This window comes from Oceanirhabdus sp. W0125-5 (genome assembly GCF_027938815.1).
GTDB lineage: Bacteria > Bacillota > Clostridia > Clostridiales > Clostridiaceae > Oceanirhabdus.
This window is the reverse complement of the sequence record NZ_CP115913.1, coordinates 4,451,343-4,469,131: the sequence shown is the minus strand read 5'-3', so window position 1 is coordinate 4,469,131 and position 17,789 is coordinate 4,451,343. Positions and strand designations below refer to the sequence as shown.

At 31.3% G+C, this 17,789-nt stretch carries 20 protein-coding genes; all 20 read left to right on the top strand.

The window, feature by feature from the left end:
* Positions 1 to 5 precede the first annotated feature (5 nt).
* The 20 genes from OW730_RS20955 (at position 6) to OW730_RS20860 (ending at position 17,769) form a co-directional block, all read left to right on the top strand.
* Positions 6 to 311, top strand: a complete 306-nt coding sequence (locus OW730_RS20955; protein ID WP_271225994.1) for a hypothetical protein — start codon at positions 6 to 8, stop codon at positions 309 to 311.
* A gap of 780 nt (positions 312 to 1,091) precedes the next feature.
* Positions 1,092 to 2,546, top strand: coding sequence for an RHS repeat-associated core domain-containing protein (locus OW730_RS20950; RefSeq protein ID WP_271229612.1), 1,455 nt, complete (start codon positions 1,092 to 1,094; stop codon positions 2,544 to 2,546).
* A 12-nt stretch (positions 2,547 to 2,558) separates the two neighbouring features.
* On the top strand, positions 2,559 to 2,873 hold the full coding sequence (locus OW730_RS20945; protein ID WP_271225993.1) for a hypothetical protein: 315 nt from the start codon (positions 2,559 to 2,561) through the stop codon (positions 2,871 to 2,873).
* A gap of 595 nt (positions 2,874 to 3,468) precedes the next feature.
* Positions 3,469 to 5,148 carry an RHS repeat-associated core domain-containing protein gene (locus tag OW730_RS20940; RefSeq protein WP_271225992.1) on the top strand — a complete coding sequence of 560 codons (1,680 nt, stop codon included), beginning with the start codon at positions 3,469 to 3,471 and terminating at the stop codon, positions 5,146 to 5,148.
* A gap of 21 nt (positions 5,149 to 5,169) precedes the next feature.
* A complete protein-coding gene (locus tag OW730_RS20935; RefSeq protein WP_271225991.1) occupies positions 5,170 to 5,484 on the top strand; it encodes a hypothetical protein in 315 nt (104 codons plus the stop codon).
* 871 nt (positions 5,485 to 6,355) lie between these two features.
* Positions 6,356 to 7,066, top strand: coding sequence for a hypothetical protein (locus OW730_RS20930; RefSeq protein WP_271225990.1), 711 nt, complete (start codon positions 6,356 to 6,358; stop codon positions 7,064 to 7,066).
* A gap of 12 nt (positions 7,067 to 7,078) precedes the next feature.
* Positions 7,079 to 7,294, top strand: a complete 216-nt coding sequence (locus OW730_RS20925; protein WP_271225989.1) for a bacteriocin immunity protein — start codon at positions 7,079 to 7,081, stop codon at positions 7,292 to 7,294.
* A gap of 763 nt (positions 7,295 to 8,057) precedes the next feature.
* Entirely contained in the window at positions 8,058 to 9,062 is a 1,005-nt protein-coding gene (locus OW730_RS20920) for an RHS repeat-associated core domain-containing protein (RefSeq protein ID WP_271229611.1), read from the top strand.
* Positions 9,055 to 9,210: a hypothetical protein gene (locus tag OW730_RS20915; protein WP_271225988.1), complete on the top strand. Its 156-nt coding sequence runs from the start codon at positions 9,055 to 9,057 to the stop codon at positions 9,208 to 9,210. The genes OW730_RS20920 and OW730_RS20915 overlap by 8 nt, the downstream gene beginning before the upstream one ends.
* 499 nt (positions 9,211 to 9,709) lie before the next feature.
* Positions 9,710 to 9,856: a hypothetical protein gene (locus tag OW730_RS20910; RefSeq protein WP_271225987.1), complete on the top strand. Its 147-nt coding sequence runs from the start codon at positions 9,710 to 9,712 to the stop codon at positions 9,854 to 9,856.
* A complete protein-coding gene (locus OW730_RS20905; RefSeq protein ID WP_271225986.1) occupies positions 9,790 to 10,299 on the top strand; it encodes an AHH domain-containing protein in 510 nt (169 codons plus the stop codon). The genes OW730_RS20910 and OW730_RS20905 overlap by 67 nt, the downstream gene beginning before the upstream one ends.
* The gene (locus OW730_RS20900; RefSeq protein ID WP_271225985.1) at positions 10,299 to 10,802 is read left to right on the top strand and encodes a hypothetical protein; all 504 of its coding nucleotides are present in this window, start codon (positions 10,299 to 10,301) and stop codon (positions 10,800 to 10,802) included. Before OW730_RS20905 ends, OW730_RS20900 begins: the two co-directional genes overlap by 1 nt.
* Positions 10,803 to 11,176: 374 nt before the next feature.
* Entirely contained in the window at positions 11,177 to 11,422 is a 246-nt protein-coding gene (locus OW730_RS20895) for a hypothetical protein (RefSeq protein ID WP_271225984.1), read from the top strand.
* A 25-nt stretch (positions 11,423 to 11,447) separates the two neighbouring features.
* Entirely contained in the window at positions 11,448 to 11,801 is a 354-nt protein-coding gene (locus tag OW730_RS20890; RefSeq protein ID WP_271225983.1) for a hypothetical protein, read from the top strand.
* Positions 11,802 to 12,294: 493 nt separating this feature from the next.
* Complete coding sequence (locus OW730_RS20885) at positions 12,295 to 13,545, top strand: hypothetical protein (RefSeq protein ID WP_271225982.1); 1,251 nt, start codon at positions 12,295 to 12,297, stop codon at positions 13,543 to 13,545.
* A 24-nt stretch (positions 13,546 to 13,569) separates the two neighbouring features.
* Positions 13,570 to 14,103, top strand: a complete 534-nt coding sequence (locus OW730_RS20880; protein ID WP_271225981.1) for a SecY-interacting protein Syd — start codon at positions 13,570 to 13,572, stop codon at positions 14,101 to 14,103.
* Positions 14,104 to 14,636: 533 nt separating this feature from the next.
* Positions 14,637 to 15,929, top strand: a complete 1,293-nt coding sequence (locus OW730_RS20875; RefSeq protein WP_271229610.1) for an RHS repeat-associated core domain-containing protein — start codon at positions 14,637 to 14,639, stop codon at positions 15,927 to 15,929.
* On the top strand, positions 15,929 to 16,396 hold the full coding sequence (locus tag OW730_RS20870) for a hypothetical protein (RefSeq protein WP_271225980.1): 468 nt from the start codon (positions 15,929 to 15,931) through the stop codon (positions 16,394 to 16,396). Before OW730_RS20875 ends, OW730_RS20870 begins: the two co-directional genes overlap by 1 nt.
* 740 nt (positions 16,397 to 17,136) lie before the next feature.
* The gene (locus OW730_RS20865) at positions 17,137 to 17,496 is read left to right on the top strand and encodes a hypothetical protein (protein ID WP_271225979.1); all 360 of its coding nucleotides are present in this window, start codon (positions 17,137 to 17,139) and stop codon (positions 17,494 to 17,496) included.
* A 72-nt stretch (positions 17,497 to 17,568) separates the two neighbouring features.
* Positions 17,569 to 17,769 carry an HNH/ENDO VII family nuclease gene (locus tag OW730_RS20860; protein WP_271225978.1) on the top strand — a complete coding sequence of 67 codons (201 nt, stop codon included), beginning with the start codon at positions 17,569 to 17,571 and terminating at the stop codon, positions 17,767 to 17,769.
* Positions 17,770 to 17,789 lie beyond the last annotated feature (20 nt).

Genomic DNA, 17,789 nt, shown 5'->3' with positions numbered 1-17,789 from the left:
TTTTTATGGAAGAAAGAACTATTTTTAAACCAAGTGAAGTTGAAGGAAAAACAAAATTTAAGTTAAATGAAGTTATTGATATTGCTAAAAAATCAATAATAAATATGGATGTGAAATATGAGTTAATAACCGAAAAAGTATTATATGACACGGTATCTGATATAGCAAATGAGCCAGTGTGGTATGTAAAAATAATTGCAATAATTCATAAAGAACGTTGGCCAGATGCATTTGAAACTTTAGTAATTTCAGATATTACAGGTAAAGCAATGTATATTTTGAATGATCATGGGGTAGCACATAAAATTTAAGTTACATGAATTAAGCTATTGAATTCTAATCATCAAAAGTTCTAGACAGAGTTCATTAAGAAGGAAGTACTATCTGAAAAACTAGAAAAGAGTTTAATGCAGTATAGGAAATAGGATTCACCTAAAAAGAAAAAATCTTCAAGTCAAAAAGGATGCTGCGTAATATTAATAGCAAGGAACTAACTTCCAGTTATCTCCTATGACTCCGGGGTGTAAAATTTTTTAATATTACACCTTGCAAGGTGACATAGAAAGGTTCAAAAATGGGAATTAACAAGTGAGTCCAACAAGCCTGTCTTCAGAAGGAATATGGGATGGAATAAATATCCATATTAAGTTCAGTCGAATCACCTTCAATAAACCCTCGTGGGCTGATAATAATTAGTGAAGGTGAATTGAAATGATAAGAATAAGACTAACATGGAAAACTGTGTTAGTCTTTTCTTAATAAAACAATTGAAAGCGTGTTTAAGGAGTACAAACGAGGTTTAAAGGTAAAAGAGCGAAGGTTTTAAGGTTTTAAGGCGGTAGCGTTTTAGAGTAAGAAGTGAGTAAGATTAACAAATAAAAGTGACGAGAAAACCAAAGCAAGGAAAAAATAATTAGCCGAGAGGCAAGGACTTCAGAGTAATTAAAGAGAATAAAGATAAATATAGAAAGAAAAATGGGTTTTAAATAAGATGAGATTTCTCGTAGAGAAATGACCGACGTTTTTGAGTTCCACCACTGTCCACTTTCAACTAAGCGAAGCGAGAAGGGTTTGCCCCATATGGAGAACCAATTTCACCAGTAGCGAAGAACGCAAGACTAACAAATAGCTACTACGGATATACAGGTGAAATGCATGATATAGAAGGAAGAATGTTGTATCTAAGGGCAAGATACTATGACTTTAACACAAGTCAGTTTATGCAGCAGGATACAGTGTTAGGGGATATAAAAGAGCCTCTTACAAGGAATCTGTATATGTATGGTAAGGGTAATCCGTTGACTTATGTGGATCCGAGTGGAAATACGGGATTACCATTGATTGAAGCAGTAGATGGTGGAGGCAGTGGAGTAGGTGGAAATTCTCTTTCATTAAATAAAGATGAAAACGGCGACAAGGTAATTTGGATAAATTCCAAGAAATGGAATTATATAGGTGAAGATACCTATACATTAATAACAACAGTACCAGCAGAATTTTATAATCCATATAGTGCATTTAAATTAGATGAATTAATGGAATCTGAAGAGTATAAATTAAGATTAAAGAAAATAGATAGAGCAGTAGAAAATCAGCAATTAATTTTTACAGCTGAAGAATTAGCAATATTGTATTATTATGATCCATATGGAGCAATAGATTATATTAGTAATAGTAAGATGCCAGTAAACAAAGATGAACTAATTAAAAATACATTTAAGCTGATAACAGGTAGAGATGTTCAATATTATACGCATGTTCCTTTTGGTGGATGGGAAAAGACGGATGATACAGAAGGAAACTGGCTGTTTGATGTGAAAAGTGATGCTGAAATGATGTTGATTAATCATAATGATTCACCAGAAGATTTTACTTCAGTTATTGAAGTTGGAGCTACTATATATTTTGCATATGCGATGGTAACAGAATTGGCTGCTTATGCAACGATGGCCGAAGCATATTATTTTGGAGATGATATATTCCAAAGTTCCAAAATTGTTGCTGGTGAAACAAGGTTAGATTATTTAAGAAATAAATATGGACAATTAACTTCTGAAGAACTTCATAATCGTATTAATTCAAGAGCTGAAGTAAAGTTACAGAGTGCTGAAACTAAATATACTTATAATATGATTGAAAATCCGGGGCCTTTAGCTGAGATAGATGGTCAACCAGCATCAAACTTCTATGGAGGCAAATATAATGTTGAAGTACTTACTGAAGATAGGATATACTATCGAGCAGGTCAAGATGGAAAGCCTTTAGGACAATGGTTTACTTCTGAACCAGCAGAATCAATAGTAAAAGTTAGAATTGATACTGCGGTAAAGGAACAGTGGATTGACCAAGTTACTGGTGAAATTACAGGGACATCAATCATAGATACAAATTATGCAATAAAAATTCCAAAAGGAACTACAGTTTATACAGGACCTGTTGGGTATCAAGGTGGAGTGTATTTAGGTGGAGAGGATATCATTCAGACATTTATACGTGAACCTTGGAAGTTAAATGTTGAAGTATTAAGTAAGACACCGTTAAAATAAGGAGAATATAAAATGGATAAATTAAAAGATATCAACGAATTAAAACAGTTATTTGAAGACTTATTTTTGATTGTAGATAAGTATGGTGATAATACAATTAATAATCAAAAAAAAATAATTAAGCGTCTTATAGATAAAATTGATAGTATAGACATAAGCAATTTCGAAGAACGATTTATAGAAATACAAAGAGATTATAAAAATTTATATCCGGTAAGGGGAGGGTTATCAGAGTTCTATATTTGGAATGATGATTTTAATGAAAGACAAAAGTTAAATAAACCTTTAAGTAAAATAAGAGAGCGGTTATGGGAAATATTAAAATAAATTATAATTTATTTTTAGGTATAGTGTAAATTTGGATGCATAATAAGTAATAAGAAAACTGCATAAAAAGTAGTAATAGAAGAATTAAATTAAATCAATAAGAGTAAGAAATTTTACACTGCATAAATCTAATAATGCAGTGAAAAATGAAATGAATCAGCTGAAAAATAAGTAGGTTGGTTCATTATTTTTTAAAGATATAGAATAGTATTAGAGATTGAAATTACTAGGATTAACAAGCGAAGCTTCTTAGGGATAGTAGTAAGTTAAATATATAAATAAAAGTAACGATATAAGCTATAAGCAAAGAAAAATTTATCAGCCGAGAGGCAAGGACTTTAGAGTAATTAGAGAGAATAAAGATAAATACGAAAAAGAAATAGGGTTTGATAAGATTAGATTTCTTGGAGAGAAATAACCGACGTTTTGAGTTTTCAATTCTCAATTTTCAACTAAGTGAAGCGAGAAGGGCTGGGCAAAAGGCAAAAATAAAGATAAATCAAAAGGCAACAACGGAAAACACCTAGGGTGGTATAAGAATGGTAAAATAGATCCAAACAATCCAGGAGATACGCAACTACCACCAGGAATAGACATGACCAACCCAGAAGTCTTTGAAGTAACAAAATATGTCAACGACATCAACCAAGAATATACCCAAGTGTTGATGACAAAAGACAAAGAAGACAACTACAGAGCAGCATATACTTACGGGATAGAGCGAATAGGAGTAGAAGACCTAGTAAAAGTAGAAGGAAAACCAAATAATCCTCTATATTATCTACAAGATGCAATAGGAAGTACAATAGCAATAACAAACATGAACGCATCAATAATAGATAATAACAGGTTTGCACCATATGGAGAACCAATTTCACCAGTAGCGAAGAACGCAAGACTAACAAATAGCTACTACGGATATACAGGTGAAATGCATGATATAGAAGGAAGAATGTTGTATCTAAGGGCAAGATACTATGACTTTAACACAAGTCAGTTTATGCAGCAGGATACAGTGTTAGGGGATATAAAAGAGCCTCTTACAAGGAATCTGTATATGTATGGTAAGGGTAATCCTTTGACATATGTTGATCCGAGTGGAAATACAGGTTCCCCATATGATATTGCTTTACAGAATTCAGTTGATTTTCAAAATTATGTTGTAGATCGAATTGTTAATTACTTAATGATTTATGGGCAAAAAGGAATTAATATTAAGTCGTTTTATTATGGGAATAATGGTTATAAAGCTATTGTTAAACATGGTAACTCTGGAATTGATGAAGCATGGGAAGTAAAGCCAATTGAACTATACGGAAAAAATAAATCATATGATAGTAATGCATTTCACAATTATGTATCGCGATTAAGAGATACTAAATATGGAGACCAAATATATGAATTGTCTGGAATGAAAATGGACATTGATGAAGATAGGTATGTTCAAATATTTTCTAATGAACCAGGAAAAATATATTATTCCATAGGAAGTAATTCTCTAGATAAGGTAGCTGAATGGAGTAGCGAAGTAATAGATTATGTTGAAAGGTCTGGAGAACAAGTAGTTAAAGGAAACTATAGTGATGAAGTAACACTTTTAGGTACCGGTGGGCAAATTGCAGGGTCATTAATAGGTGTTGATGCACCAGCTGATATCAGAGATTTAACATATGATATAGATCATTGGGAGTGGAGTTGGTCTCATGTAGGGCAAACTGCATTGGATGGAATGAGTATTTTACCGTTTGTAGGTATATTTAAAAACTCAGATGAAGTAGGAACACTCATAAAGTCTGCAGTAAAAAATGGCGATGAAACAGCTGAGGTTTTAAAGAGTGGGAAAAAAGGTGCTCAAGTTATTAAGAAGACGAGTAAACTTACACGTATTGTTGGTGAAAATCAACAATCAATAGTTTATAGAGTTATTCGTGCTGATGAAAATCCATTAGCAGGATTAGTTGCTAAAAAACCACAAAGAGGTATGACAGTAGAGGGACACGTTATATCTGGAAGTAGAAATAAAGGTTCACAATTCATTTCTACAACTACAGATATTAATGTGGCTAATAAGTGGGCTACTAAAGATGGTATGAGGATTGTAGAGATTGATTTAAATAAGTTACCTACGGATGTTAATGTATATGATTTATCTACAGATATAGGTCGGTCAACTTATTTAAAAGGAGTTACTTCAAAAAATTTTGCTAAAAATTCAGCCGAGGTGTTAATAGAAGGATATATACCTGCAGAGGCAATTAAAGTAATAAAAAAATAAAAAAAGAGGGAGATGAATCAAATGAAAAGCAGTAAACTAGATCAATTAGAAAATTTATTATTATCAGAAGATGGATTATTAGTTTCATTAAGATTAGGAAACGGATTAGATGAAGAAAAGGTAGAGAATATATGTTGTGTTTTAAAAGAATTACAAGTTGAATGGGAGGATTGTGATTTTATACCTAAAAAAGCAGTAGATATTTTTATAGATTTTTATCCAGCAATGGAATCTTCATGTGGTTTATATAGTGAAGATGAAGCAGATAAAATCATGGATAATACAGATAAGATTATGGATTTAATTAGAGACTGTATTATTCAAAAAAATGCGTAGCATACAAAAGGCATTGGAAATAGAGAATTAATAATGTTTTACAAATAAAAGACAGTTATCTTTATTTGATAACTGTCTTTTATGTTTATCAATAATACTTGAACTTAATAACTATGTTTGTATAAATTATTATTATAGCAACGGAACTGATTAGTAATAAGGAGGAATTTTAAAATATGGTATTAAAAAAAGTTAATAAGGTATTTTAAGAACTATCAGTAAATAATACGCTTTATCTCTAGCGTAACTATTAATTAAGGATTTAATTTATGGTAATAAGGTATTTATGCATATTTTAAAGAGTAATGAGATGTCGCACTTTTAAGTGGGCTGTAAGAGGCTATGACATCTTTGTTACAGCAGTTATAACTGCACCTATTTAGTAGATATGTAGCAATAGTGCTAAACAAATTGCATATTTCTGCTGTTGCCTGGTAATTGCAATAAATAATTGAAATTATCTAATGTCAAGATTTCGATACAAAGCGAAGCTTCTTATGGTTTGCAAGCGTTAGCTTCATAGGAGTAGTAGTAAGTAAAATATACAATAAAAGTAACCATATAAGCTATAAGCAAAGAAAAATTTATTAGCCGAAAGGCAATGACTTTAGAGCAATTAGAGAGAATAAAGATAAATATAGAAAGAAAAATGGGTTTTAAATAAGATGAGATTTCTCGTAGAGAAATGACCGACGTTTTTGAGTTCTCCACTTTCCACTTTCAACTAAGCGAAGCGTGAAGGGCCACTCAAACAACAGGATCTAAAGCTCTAGTAGATAATAACACATATAAGAATAGAGAAATAGAAATATATTCAGACAAAAATGGAATATCAATAGAAGCTGATAATCGAATTACTGAGCCTAGTAGAATGTTGCCAGAGAGTACAGCAAAGAACACTCCTACAACAAAGACTTCACCTAAGAGTACTCCACAGAGTAGTCAAGCAGATTTTTATGCAGCTCCAGATGGAATAATAGTAAGTAAAAATGATTATATTCAAGATACTGGTAGAATGTTGCCGGAGGGTACTAAAGCTAGTTTAGACAATATTGATCAAGTATCGAACAAAGTAGTAAGTGAATCATTAGATGCAACAGAAGAGATTGGGAAAAAATCAGCTAAACATCTTACGATAAATTTACAGTTGTTTGCTTATAAGGGGGCGACTGACCCTAGAAAAATAGCAGGAATTGTAAGTGGTGGTGAAAATTTATCTAATCCGATTAGGGCAATGAGAGGTTCAGGTGGTAATATAGGAGTGGTACCAAAAGAAGTTGCAGATAACTTAAGGGGCAGGGAGTTTAGCAATTTTGATGCATTTAGAAAAGCTTTTTGGGAAGAATATTCAAAGTCAAGTTATGCAAGTAAGTTTAGTAAATCAAATATTAAGAGAATGAGTAATGGATTAGCACCAAAAGTAATTCCATCTCAGCAATATGGAAAGCATACTAGCTATGTTCTTCACCATAAGAATCCTATTCATAATGGTGGTGGGGTTTATGACTTAGATAATATAATAATATCTTCTCCAAGAATGCATCAAGAGATTTTAGATAAAGGATTTCATTTTAATAAATAAGGAGTGAAATATATGTTAAAAAAATTAACACGAGAAGAATTAATAAATTTAGTGGATAAGATAATAGAATGTGAAGGAACAGAAGAAGAAATTGATGAAATGATAGAACTATTAGAAAAGAATGTTCCAGATCCAGAAGTAACTGGTTTAATATACTGGAGTGAAGAAGAACTTACATCAGAACAAATAGTGGATAGAGCACTATCATACAAATCAATACAACTTTAGTAAGAGAAACTTGATAGCATCTTACTGCATAAAGGTTAAGGATGTAGATGCATAATAAAGAAATATTTTAAATAGCTATAAATTCAATGATAGTAATAAAATAGCTATATGCATAATATTAATTAAGCAGTGAAAAATGAACTGAATCAGCTGAAAATAAGTAGGCTGGTTCATTATTTTTTTAGCAGTTAAATAAATACCTGTAATTGATGAAGGAGTTCCTAGGCAATCAACACTAGCACCTTTAGGAGTCAGTAAAACAAGCATAAAAGATATGTGTAACCTGATAAGCTAGGAAATTCTAGGTTCAGTAATTCCACTTAAAAGTTAATGGAATTGAGAACATAATATTATGTAGTAGAAGAAGATAGAAAAGCACTAAAATAAAAAGAATTGATAAAATAAAACATATAAATAAGATAGCTGAGTAGAATAACTAGAGACTTGGAACTAGGGACAAGGAAAGAACAACTGGTGAGATTTACAAGTGTGGTTTAAGGTTTAAAGGCGGTAGCGTTTTAGAGTAAGAAGTGAGTAGGATTAATAAATAAAAGTGACGAGAAAAATAAAATCAAAGAAAAAATAATTAGCCGACAGGCAAGGACTTCAGAGTAATTAGAGAGAATAAAGATAAATATGGAAAGAAAAATGGGTTTTAAATAAGATGAGATTTCTCGGTAGAGAAATGACCTGCATTCTCAATTCTCCATTCTCCATTCTCAATTAAGCGAAGCGAGAAGGGTTTGCCCCATATGGAGAACCAATTTCACCAGTAGCGAAGAACGCAAGACTAACAAATAGCTACTACGGATATACAGGTGAAATGCATGATATAGAAGGAAGAATGTTGTATCTAAGGGCAAGATACTATGACTTTAACACAAGTCAGTTTATGCAGCAGGATACAGTGTTAGGGGATATAAAGGAGCCGTTAACAAGGAATTTATATCTTTATGGAAAAGGTAACCCATTGACATATGTGGATCCGAGTGGGCATTGGAGCATTTGGGTAAAGAAAAATAAGAAAACAGGAGAAATTAGTGTTGCTTGGCTTGAATTTGATGATTCGAAATTAAAAGAAGGGCTTGCAACACTTGTGAATGCAATACCATTTGGAAGCTTAATAGATTATTTTGATAAAATAGAATGGGTTAGTGGAAAGTTAACTTCAATTGGTGAAAGGTATGAGTATTATAAGTATGAACCAGATGAGGATATTATGAGTTTGGTACAAGAAAAACTAAAACAACCCGGTACAGTCATTCCTACAATTAGTGATATCGCTGATAATGCAAAAGGATATGAATATTTTGCTAGTAAAGTATCATCAGAGAGTGCAAAAAATCTTATAAAAAGCGCAGGAACGTTCATAACTATTGGATTTAGTTTAGCTGATTACAGTAATAGAAATAATAAAGTAGATAGAGATATGTACTTGCAAGCCATGATAAAGAAATCTGATATAGATTATGATTATATTAGAAGTATTAGTAATCCAGAAGAACTATTTATATATATGACTTATTTTGAAGGGAAATTAAATAGTTATGGAGAAGATAACCAAGAATTATTTGATGAATATTTTGATGATTATTGGGATTTAATAGATTACTCAGGTACACTATCATGGAGAGATAAATTATTTGGCAAGACAATAGATGAGAGAATTCGTAGAAGAGAATATTTTGAAAAAATAGCAGAACAATTGCGTGAGGATTTTGAAAAAGATATATTAAAAATCGAAGGAGATGAGAGTACTAATGATTGAGGAGATAATAATAGTTAGCTTGGTGTCTATTGGAGTAAGTTTTATAGCAGCTTTAACTAGAGGTGATGGTAAAAATATAAAAACTAAAGTCATAATTGGAAGTGTTTTAGGGATAATTCTTTATATAATATTTACAAAACTTATGTAAAAATAATGTGAAATTACACTCTAGATTAGTCTAGAGTGTAATTTATTTGCTTTCAATTATAACATAGTAGATAAGCAAGCGACAGATAATATCAAAATAAGAGTATTAGCGATTTTTTAAAATAAGTTTTAAAACCAGGGGTTAAAGGAGTATGAATGGAGGTTTTAGGTTTAAGAGCGTAGGTTTTAAGGTTTAAAGGCGGTAGCGTTTTAGAGTAAGAAGTGAGTAGGATTAATAAATAAAAGTGACGAGAAAAACAAAAGCAAAGAAAAAATAATTAGCCGACAGGCAAGGACTTCAGAGTAATTAGAGAGAATAAAGATAAATATGGAAAGAATAAAGGGTTTTAAATAAGATGAGATTTCTCGGTAGAGAAATGACCTGCATTCTCAATTCTCCATTCTCCATTCTCAATTAAGCGAAGCGAGAAGATCCAAGTGGAAACATACCAATACTGCCATTATTAATAAAAGCAGGAGCAGGTGGAGTAGCTGATTTAATGATGCAAGTAGTAATGAATTACTTCTTTAATCCAGTAACAAAAGGAGATTTAGATAAGTCATTTGATGAAGTAAACTGGTGGCAAGTAGGAAGAACAGCAGCAGAAGCAATAATACCGATGATGTCACACATGCTGAAAGATTAATCCCAGGAACTTCAGGAGTGGTTACTGGAGGAAATTCGACTAAATTAGGACAAAACTTATTTGAATCTTTGGGAGTTAATAGAACAACAAAAAGAACTCCATATCAAGCAATGCATATAATTCCTAAAAAATTAAAAAATCATCCTATCATAAAAAAGATTGGAATGGATTTTGATGATGCATCTAATGGAATATTTTTAAGAAATAGAAAGAGTGGTGGGGTAAGTACTATGTCAAGGCATCAAGGTAATCATGATGTATACAATGATTTTATTGAAGATCAGCTTAATAAAATGGATGTTAATTTAAGTGTAGATCAATTAGAAAGACAAGTTTATAATTTACAACAAAAAAGTAAATATCTAATGGAACAAGGATTACCTATGTATTCAAAAAAAGATAAAGCGAGTGTAGATTTATGGCAAAGGTGGTTTAATAAATAATGTTGGATGAAAATAAAAAATTAATTAAAGAAGTAATAGAAGCAACTGAAGAAATGAAATTATTTTCACCTAAAACTATAAATTCAAATTATATAATAGAAATAAATGATTACGATGAAGCTGAATTTTTAGCATACGAGAATTTACAATATGAAATTAATTCAGAAAAAGGTTATAGTTGGGTTGATTTAAGAGAACTTGTTATGAGTGAGGTATATGAGGAAAAGTATAGAATAGAGAATTATCAAGAATTTCAAGAAGAAATGAATGAATTTAAGAGATTATTAGATAAAAATTTAAAAATTAGTGACGAGTACATTGATTCTTTAGATGATGTGTATTCAGATTTATCTGATTGTATTATTTGTAGAGGATTATATGGAAAAAATAATTCTATATTTGAAAAAATGTATTATATCTATAAGTCAGGAGGATGGCCATGTGGTTGGAGTGGAAATTATCCAGAAGGAAAACTAATAGTATTTTATCCAAGAGAGGAATAGAGTAATCATTCTGCAAAATGAAGGAGAAACTGAATACAAAATAATTTTATAGAATTAAGATCAATATTAATATAATTTAGATAAATAAATACTAAACTCGTAATATAAATAATGGAGTAAAAAGATGAAATGAATCAGCTGAAATTTAAGTAGGCTGGTTCATAATTTTTTAAAGTTATAGAATAGTATTAGAGATTGAAATTACTAGGGTTTACAAGCGAAGCTTTTTAGGGAGAGTAGTAAGTTAAATATATAAATAAAAGTAACGATATAAGCTATAAGCAAAGAAAAATTTATCAGCCGAGAGGCAAGGTCTTTAGAGTAATTAGAGAGAATAAAGATAAATATGGAAAGAAAAATGGGTTTTAAATAAGATGAGATTTCTCGGTAGAGAAATGATCGATTATGGAGGGGTTATTGATGAACTACCAGGGCCTGGTCATCCATCAGGAAATATTCATACAGCAGGTTCACCAACCCGTCATCCTTCAAAGTCAATTTTTAATTCAATAGAAGGAGGAAAAGCATTGCGTCAATCTGAAATAAAGGCTCATTGGGAAATGAAAGGTAATCGATTAATTCAAATAGGTCCAGATGAATGGATTGACCCAGGGCATTAAAATAAATGGAAAAGAGGAAGGCGATATGTCGTTATCAAAATTATTAAAGATTAAAGAAACATTTGATATTATATATATAGTAGGTGTAAATTTAAAAAGTGGTGAGATTGAAACAATTGGCGATAAAAGTAAACTAGTTTATGATGACCTTGTAACTGATCTTTTTGATAATATCGATTCTATTTATTCACTAGATAAGTCAATTGAAGGACAAAGAATGCCTCAAACTTGGAGACAGGGAGAAGTAAAATGTATTGTCTGTAAACCAAGTAATAATATACTTGTTGGTTTATTTTATAATGAATATAGGGATACAATAGAATCATATCAATGGAGTAAAGAAGTAAATAAGGAATTAGAAGCAATCTGGAAAAAATAAAATAATAAAAGAACCTATAAAATTAATTTTATAGGTTCTTATTATTTAGAAAAAGGCTTGAAATTACTTTACATCATTTAGCATATTACAAGTACAAAGTTGGAATTTATAGACTAAGTAAAGAGGAATATGCGGAATGGTTATAGGGTTTACAAGCGTGGTTTAAGGTTAAAGAACGTGTTTTAGGGTTTAAAAGTTAAAGCTTCTTAGGGAGAGTACTAAGTCAAATATATAAATAAAAGTAACGAGATAAGCCAAAAGTAAAAAAAAATAATTGCCGACAGGCAAGGACTTCAGAGTAATTAAAGAGAATAAAGATAAATATGGAAAGAATAATGGGTTTAATAAGATGAAATTTCTCGGAGAGAAATAACCGACGTTTTTGAGTTCTCCATTTTCCACTTTCAACTAAGCGAAGCGAGAAGATCCAAGTGGAAACATACCAATACTGCCATTATTAATAAAAGCAGGAGCAGGTGGAGCAGCTGACTTAATGATGCAAGTAACAATGAATTACTTCTTTAATCCAGTAACAAAAGGAGATTTAGATAAGTCATTTGATGAAGTAAACTGGTGGCAAGTAGGAAGATCAGCAGCAGAAGCGTTAATACCATGGAAAACCCCAGGAGGAGTATTAGGAAAAGCAGCATTTGCAGCCGTAGGGGATGTAATGGCAAATGCCCTACATCAAGGATCAAATTATTCCAGAAAGAAAGCAATAAAAGATTTTGCTGGAGGATTTATAGGAGATCTAATAGGAAGTGGAATAGGAAAAATAATTGACAAATATGGATCAATGGCTGTAGCAAAAGGATTAAAGAAAATCGGAATAGATGATGATTTAATCAAAAAGATTACAGGAAAATCAGTGGAAGAAAGTACAGATATTGCTGAGAAATCCATAAAAGATGCCACTCAAACAACAGGATCTAAAGCTCTAGTAGATAATAACACATATAAGAATAGAGAAATAGAGATATATTCAGACAAAAATGGAATAACAATAGAAGCTGATAATCGAATTACTGAGCCTAGTAGAATGTTGCCAGAGAGTTCAGCGAGTAGTACACCTAAGAGTACACCAAAGAGTAGTAAAATAGAGTTAAATAATGAAAAAGTATCTTTAAAATATGAAGATGGTAGAATAGTCAAAAAAATTGAAAATGTTAATGATGGATATAAAGCAAATTCTATTCCTTTAGAAAAACCAACGGCAGGAGATAGTAAAAGCTTTGAGTTTTTGAAAAAGGGAGAGAGTACAGTTAATACACTTAGTGAAGTAGATATACGAGCGTATAGGGGGATTGAAAATCCAAGTGTATTAGGAAGATATGAAGCAGATTTAAGATTGATTGTAGATATGCCGTATGTTGGTAAAGGAAGTTCAAAAGCAAATGCTGAAGGATGGTTAAGAGATTCTAATTATTATTGGGGTGAGATGCTAGAAAGACATCCTGATGCCTTCAGTTCCTTCAATAAAAGTATTATTGAAGGTAAGCATCCGACACTAAGTACTCCAGTTAATGATGCTACTTTTAGAGGGTATTTTGAGCAATATGATGTACAGGGAATTCGTGGAACTCAATTACTTCACCATCATATCGGTGGAGGAGGTCAAGCATTTGGAATACCAAAGCCACTTCATCCAGGATTTGGTGGAATCCACAATGCTGAAAAGAATCTAGGAATATGGGGTAGTGATAGTCCATATGCAGAAATGCTTCAAAAATTCATTAATAAATGATAATATTGAGATGAGGTGAATATTGTGAAGAAAGAGATGAAAAAATATTTTAACCAACTTATAGAAGCATGGCAAGGATTTAATAATTCATATCCTAAAGTACCATGGAATGATGCAGTAACATCCATTATATATGAAGGAGAAGTTGACGAAGACGAATATATAGGATGGAAGCCTATTGAAAAAAATGTTGTTCATGATTTTCTAGATATAGAGAACGTATTGGGAGTTACGTTTCATGAATCTATAAAAGATTACTTTAATTCTTATTGGTTTGCTGAATTGGCAGGGTTTTATAAGTCATATAATATAATACTTGAGCCAGTGTTACCGGGTATTGAATTAAATAATTTTCTCACTCAATTAATTGGTTATAAAGAGGTTCATGAAGGAAAGTTAGATAATATTCCGTTAGGAGTAGAAGGTAGAAATAGCTTCTTAGTAGTTATTGATAATAATACTGGTATTGTAAAATTAGAAGACTTTGAAACAGGAAGATATGAAGTTATATCAGATAGTATTGAACAACTAATATTTGATATTAAATTAAAAGCCTAGAGTTAATATCAGTAACTCACTAATAATATGAATTAAGTTCAATTTGAAATGGTGCGAAAAGGTGATGGAAATGACAAATCAAGTCGTTCCATCACTTTTTCATTAAATAATATAATTGAAAGCGTGTTTTAGGGATTAAAAGCGAAGGTTTTAAGGTTTAAAGGCGGTAGCGTTTTAGAGTAAGAAGTGAGTAGGATTAATAAATAAAAGTGACGAGAAAAACAAAAGCAAAGAAAAAATAATTAGCCGAGAGGCAAGGACTGTTTAGGGTTTAAAAGCGTTAGCTTCTTAGGGTTAGTAGTAAGTAAAATATACAATAAAAGTAACGATATAAGCTATAAGCAAAGAAAAATTTATCAGCCGACAGGCAAGGACTTCAGAGTAATTAGAGAGAATAAAGATAAATATGGAAAGAATAAAGGGTTTTAAATAAGATGAGATTTCTCGGTAGAGAAATGACCTGCATTCTCAATTCTCCATTCTCCATTCTCAATTAAGCGAAGCGAGAAGGGTTTGCCCCATATGGAGAACCAATTTCACCAGTAGCGAAGAACGCAAGACTAACAAATAGCTACTACGGATATACAGGTGAAATGCATGATATAGAAGGAAGAATGTTGTATCTAAGGGCAAGATACTATGACTTTAATACAAGTCAATTTATGCAGCAGGATACAGTGTTAGGGGATATAAAGGAGCCGTTAACAAGGAATTTATATCTTTATGGAAAAGGTAACCCATTGACATATGTGGATCCGAGTGGGCATAGAGCTGTATTGATGGAAGCTGTAGATGGTGGAGGTGGATACACTTTCAATCTATATGAAGAAGTTCAAAAATTGTATAAAGAAGTGGAAAAACTGAAACAACCATATAAGAAAGATCCATATAATTGGACAAATGAGTTACAGTATAAATATTTAACAATTTATACAGCATCTGATAATATACTTCCATGGAATAAAAAGTTACATAACACATTAAAACCGTTATATAAAGAATATAATTATGAAACACGTATAAAGAATAAATATGTAAAAGCTTTTATAGGGGGAGTTACCCAAGGGCTTTATGCAGGAATAGAAGAAGAAGTGGCTGACAAGTTAGTCGCTACTGCAATAGAAAAGATAATAAAGAGGTCGAGAAAGCTAGCTAAAGTGGCTGGAAAAGAAGCACTTGAATTAGCTGCAAAAGAAACAGGAGAAGAGGTCATTGACAAAGTTGCTAAAGAGACAGGAGAACAAGTCTTTGAGAAAGGTGCTAAAGAAGTTGGTGAAGAAGCATTAGAAAAGGGCATTAAGGGGACGGATGATGTTGGAAGAAATCCTTTAGATATTGTAAAAGAAACAGATATGTTTGTGGATTATATGAATGAATCAGGTACAGTAATACGTGATCCAAAACAAACACAGAATTCTATTGCTGATTCAATCAGTAAGAATTTAAGTAGCGCAGATATTGGTGTAAGCACAGAAGCAAAAGTAGCAGATTTTATAAATAAGAATACTGATGCTACAATAACGGATTTTGGTAATAAAATTAAGTCTAAAAATGGAAATGTTTTAGGAGATATTGACGTTGCAACAGAAAATATTTTAATTGAAGTAAAAGCATCAATTTCATCTGTTAAAGAAAAACAATTATATAAGTATATTGATAGTTCTAAAAATACATATTTAAATACTGGAAATAAGCAGGTTATATTGTATATTGATGAAACTATAGATATGACTAATCTGAACAATGTAAGATTGGTGGAAAAAATAAAAAATATGGGAATAACTATTATTAATAATATGAATGAATTGAAAGGAGTGACTAAGTAATGGGGTTATCTGGAATTTTGTTGAAGAAGAAGGAGGAATTTGACTTTGATAAGTTAATATATGATATAAGGTATGCAGCTAATAAAGCTAGTATTATCTGTTTGGATGGAATTGAATTCGAAAAGAATGATGATGGTAGATATGAATTTATGACATTCGTTCTTAAAGATAATGAGGTGGATACTGATAATCAATTTATTATGTATGCGTATAATGATGTTGAAAATATGTTAGATGGAATATTTGACTTTATTGATGAGAAAAATAACTATCAACAATGTATTAATATTGAGGACTTTAGGGCGTGCAAAATGCTTTTGAATTTTATATATGAGTATATGAAATTAAATTTGTATGATATATTTTATAATGAATTAAAATGGTATTATACATTTGAGGATATTGAAAAAATAGCTAAAAGCGAGATATTTGACTCAGAATGGTGTTATAAAAATCCTTGTAAATAAAAAACTATCAAATAGATTTTTGGAATCTGAAATTTTAGTATCTAATTATTTACTGCATAATTTACTTTAAACTCGCTACAAAAAATTGAAAGCATGAATAGATGAATTAGTGTAGTTGTTATAACACAGGTTGATACTTGGATTCTAGTAAATTTAACCTAATAATATTAATAATGCAGTTAAAAGATGAAATGAATCAGCTGAAAAATAAGTAGGCTGGTTCATTATTTTTTAAAGATATAGAATAGTATTAGAGATTGAAATTATTGATGTTTATCACTAATGAACTATAAGATGGACTTTGCCCTAAGAGGGTGTTAAAAGGTTTAAGAGGGTAAGGTTTTAAGGTCTGAAAGCGTAAGCTTCTTAGGGTTTACAAGCGAAGCTTCTTAGGGATAGTAGTAAGTTAAATATATAAAAAAAAGTAACGATATAAGCTAAAAGCAAAGAAAAATTTATCAGCCGAGAGGCAAGGACTTCAGAGTAATTAAAGAGAATAAAGATAAATATGGAAAGAATAATGGGTTTAATAAGATGAGATTTCTCGGTAGAGAAATGACCTGCATTCTCAATTCTCCATTCTCCATTCTCAATTAAGCGAAGCGTGAAGGGCCACTCAAACAACAGGATCTAAAGCTCTAGTAGATAATAACACATATAAGAATAGAGAAATAGAGATATATTCAGACAAAAATGGAATAACTATAGAAGCTGATAATCGAATTACTGAGCCGAGTAGAATGTTGCCAGAGAGTACAGCGAAGAATACTCCTAAGAGGACACCAAAGAGTAGTAAAATAGAGTTAAATAATGAAAAAGTATCTTTAAAATATGAAGATGGTAAAATAGTCAAAAAAATTGAAAATGTTAATGATGGATATAAAGCAAGTTCTATTCCTTTAGAAAAACCAACAGCAGGAGATAGTAAAAGCTTTGAGTTTTTGAAAAAGGATACGGGTGAAGCTACTACTACAAAGATTTTTTCAAAAGAAAAGATACAATGGACTGCAACAAGAACTAAAGGAACCCAACAAACTTATGAAATTTTTCAGAGAAATGATATAGACTGGGATTATATAAGAACTTCTGGTGATAAGTGATTTATAGGAAAGACTAATGCAGAAGCAGCAGCTAAAGGGCTTGCCCCTCAACTTTCAGATGGTAGTTTTTCAATGTTACATCATATAGGACAAGATTCAAGGGGGGCTTTAGCTGAAGCAAGTACGAGATATCATGGAGTTGGAAAGTATGGACAGCATATATTGCACAGTCAATATGGTAAAAATACTCCTCATCCAAATTTTCCAATTAACAGAAAGAAATTCAATGTAGATACACGTGAATATTGGAAATGGCGTGTACAAAACAGATAAATGATACAGGAGGATTTTTA

Coding starts and splice junctions, on each gene's coding strand:
- OW730_RS20890 (WP_271225983.1), top strand. CDS start 11,448: ATGTCGTTATCAAAATTATTAAAGATTAAAGAAACATTTGATATTATA.
- OW730_RS20925 (WP_271225989.1), top strand. CDS start 7,079: ATGTTAAAAAAATTAACACGAGAAGAATTAATAAATTTAGTGGATAAG.
- OW730_RS20915 (WP_271225988.1), top strand. CDS start 9,055: ATGATTGAGGAGATAATAATAGTTAGCTTGGTGTCTATTGGAGTAAGT.
- OW730_RS20865 (WP_271225979.1), top strand. CDS start 17,137: ATGTTGCCAGAGAGTACAGCGAAGAATACTCCTAAGAGGACACCAAAG.
- OW730_RS20900 (WP_271225985.1), top strand. CDS start 10,299: ATGTTGGATGAAAATAAAAAATTAATTAAAGAAGTAATAGAAGCAACT.
- OW730_RS20935 (WP_271225991.1), top strand. CDS start 5,170: ATGAAAAGCAGTAAACTAGATCAATTAGAAAATTTATTATTATCAGAA.
- OW730_RS20910 (WP_271225987.1), top strand. CDS start 9,710: ATGATGCAAGTAGTAATGAATTACTTCTTTAATCCAGTAACAAAAGGA.
- OW730_RS20955 (WP_271225994.1), top strand. CDS start 6: ATGGAAGAAAGAACTATTTTTAAACCAAGTGAAGTTGAAGGAAAAACA.
- OW730_RS20895 (WP_271225984.1), top strand. CDS start 11,177: ATGAGATTTCTCGGTAGAGAAATGATCGATTATGGAGGGGTTATTGAT.
- OW730_RS20870 (WP_271225980.1), top strand. CDS start 15,929: ATGGGGTTATCTGGAATTTTGTTGAAGAAGAAGGAGGAATTTGACTTT.
- OW730_RS20860 (WP_271225978.1), top strand. CDS start 17,569: ATGTTACATCATATAGGACAAGATTCAAGGGGGGCTTTAGCTGAAGCA.
- OW730_RS20930 (WP_271225990.1), top strand. CDS start 6,356: ATGTTGCCAGAGAGTACAGCAAAGAACACTCCTACAACAAAGACTTCA.
- OW730_RS20940 (WP_271225992.1), top strand. CDS start 3,469: ATGACCAACCCAGAAGTCTTTGAAGTAACAAAATATGTCAACGACATC.
- OW730_RS20885 (WP_271225982.1), top strand. CDS start 12,295: ATGATGCAAGTAACAATGAATTACTTCTTTAATCCAGTAACAAAAGGA.
- OW730_RS20945 (WP_271225993.1), top strand. CDS start 2,559: ATGGATAAATTAAAAGATATCAACGAATTAAAACAGTTATTTGAAGAC.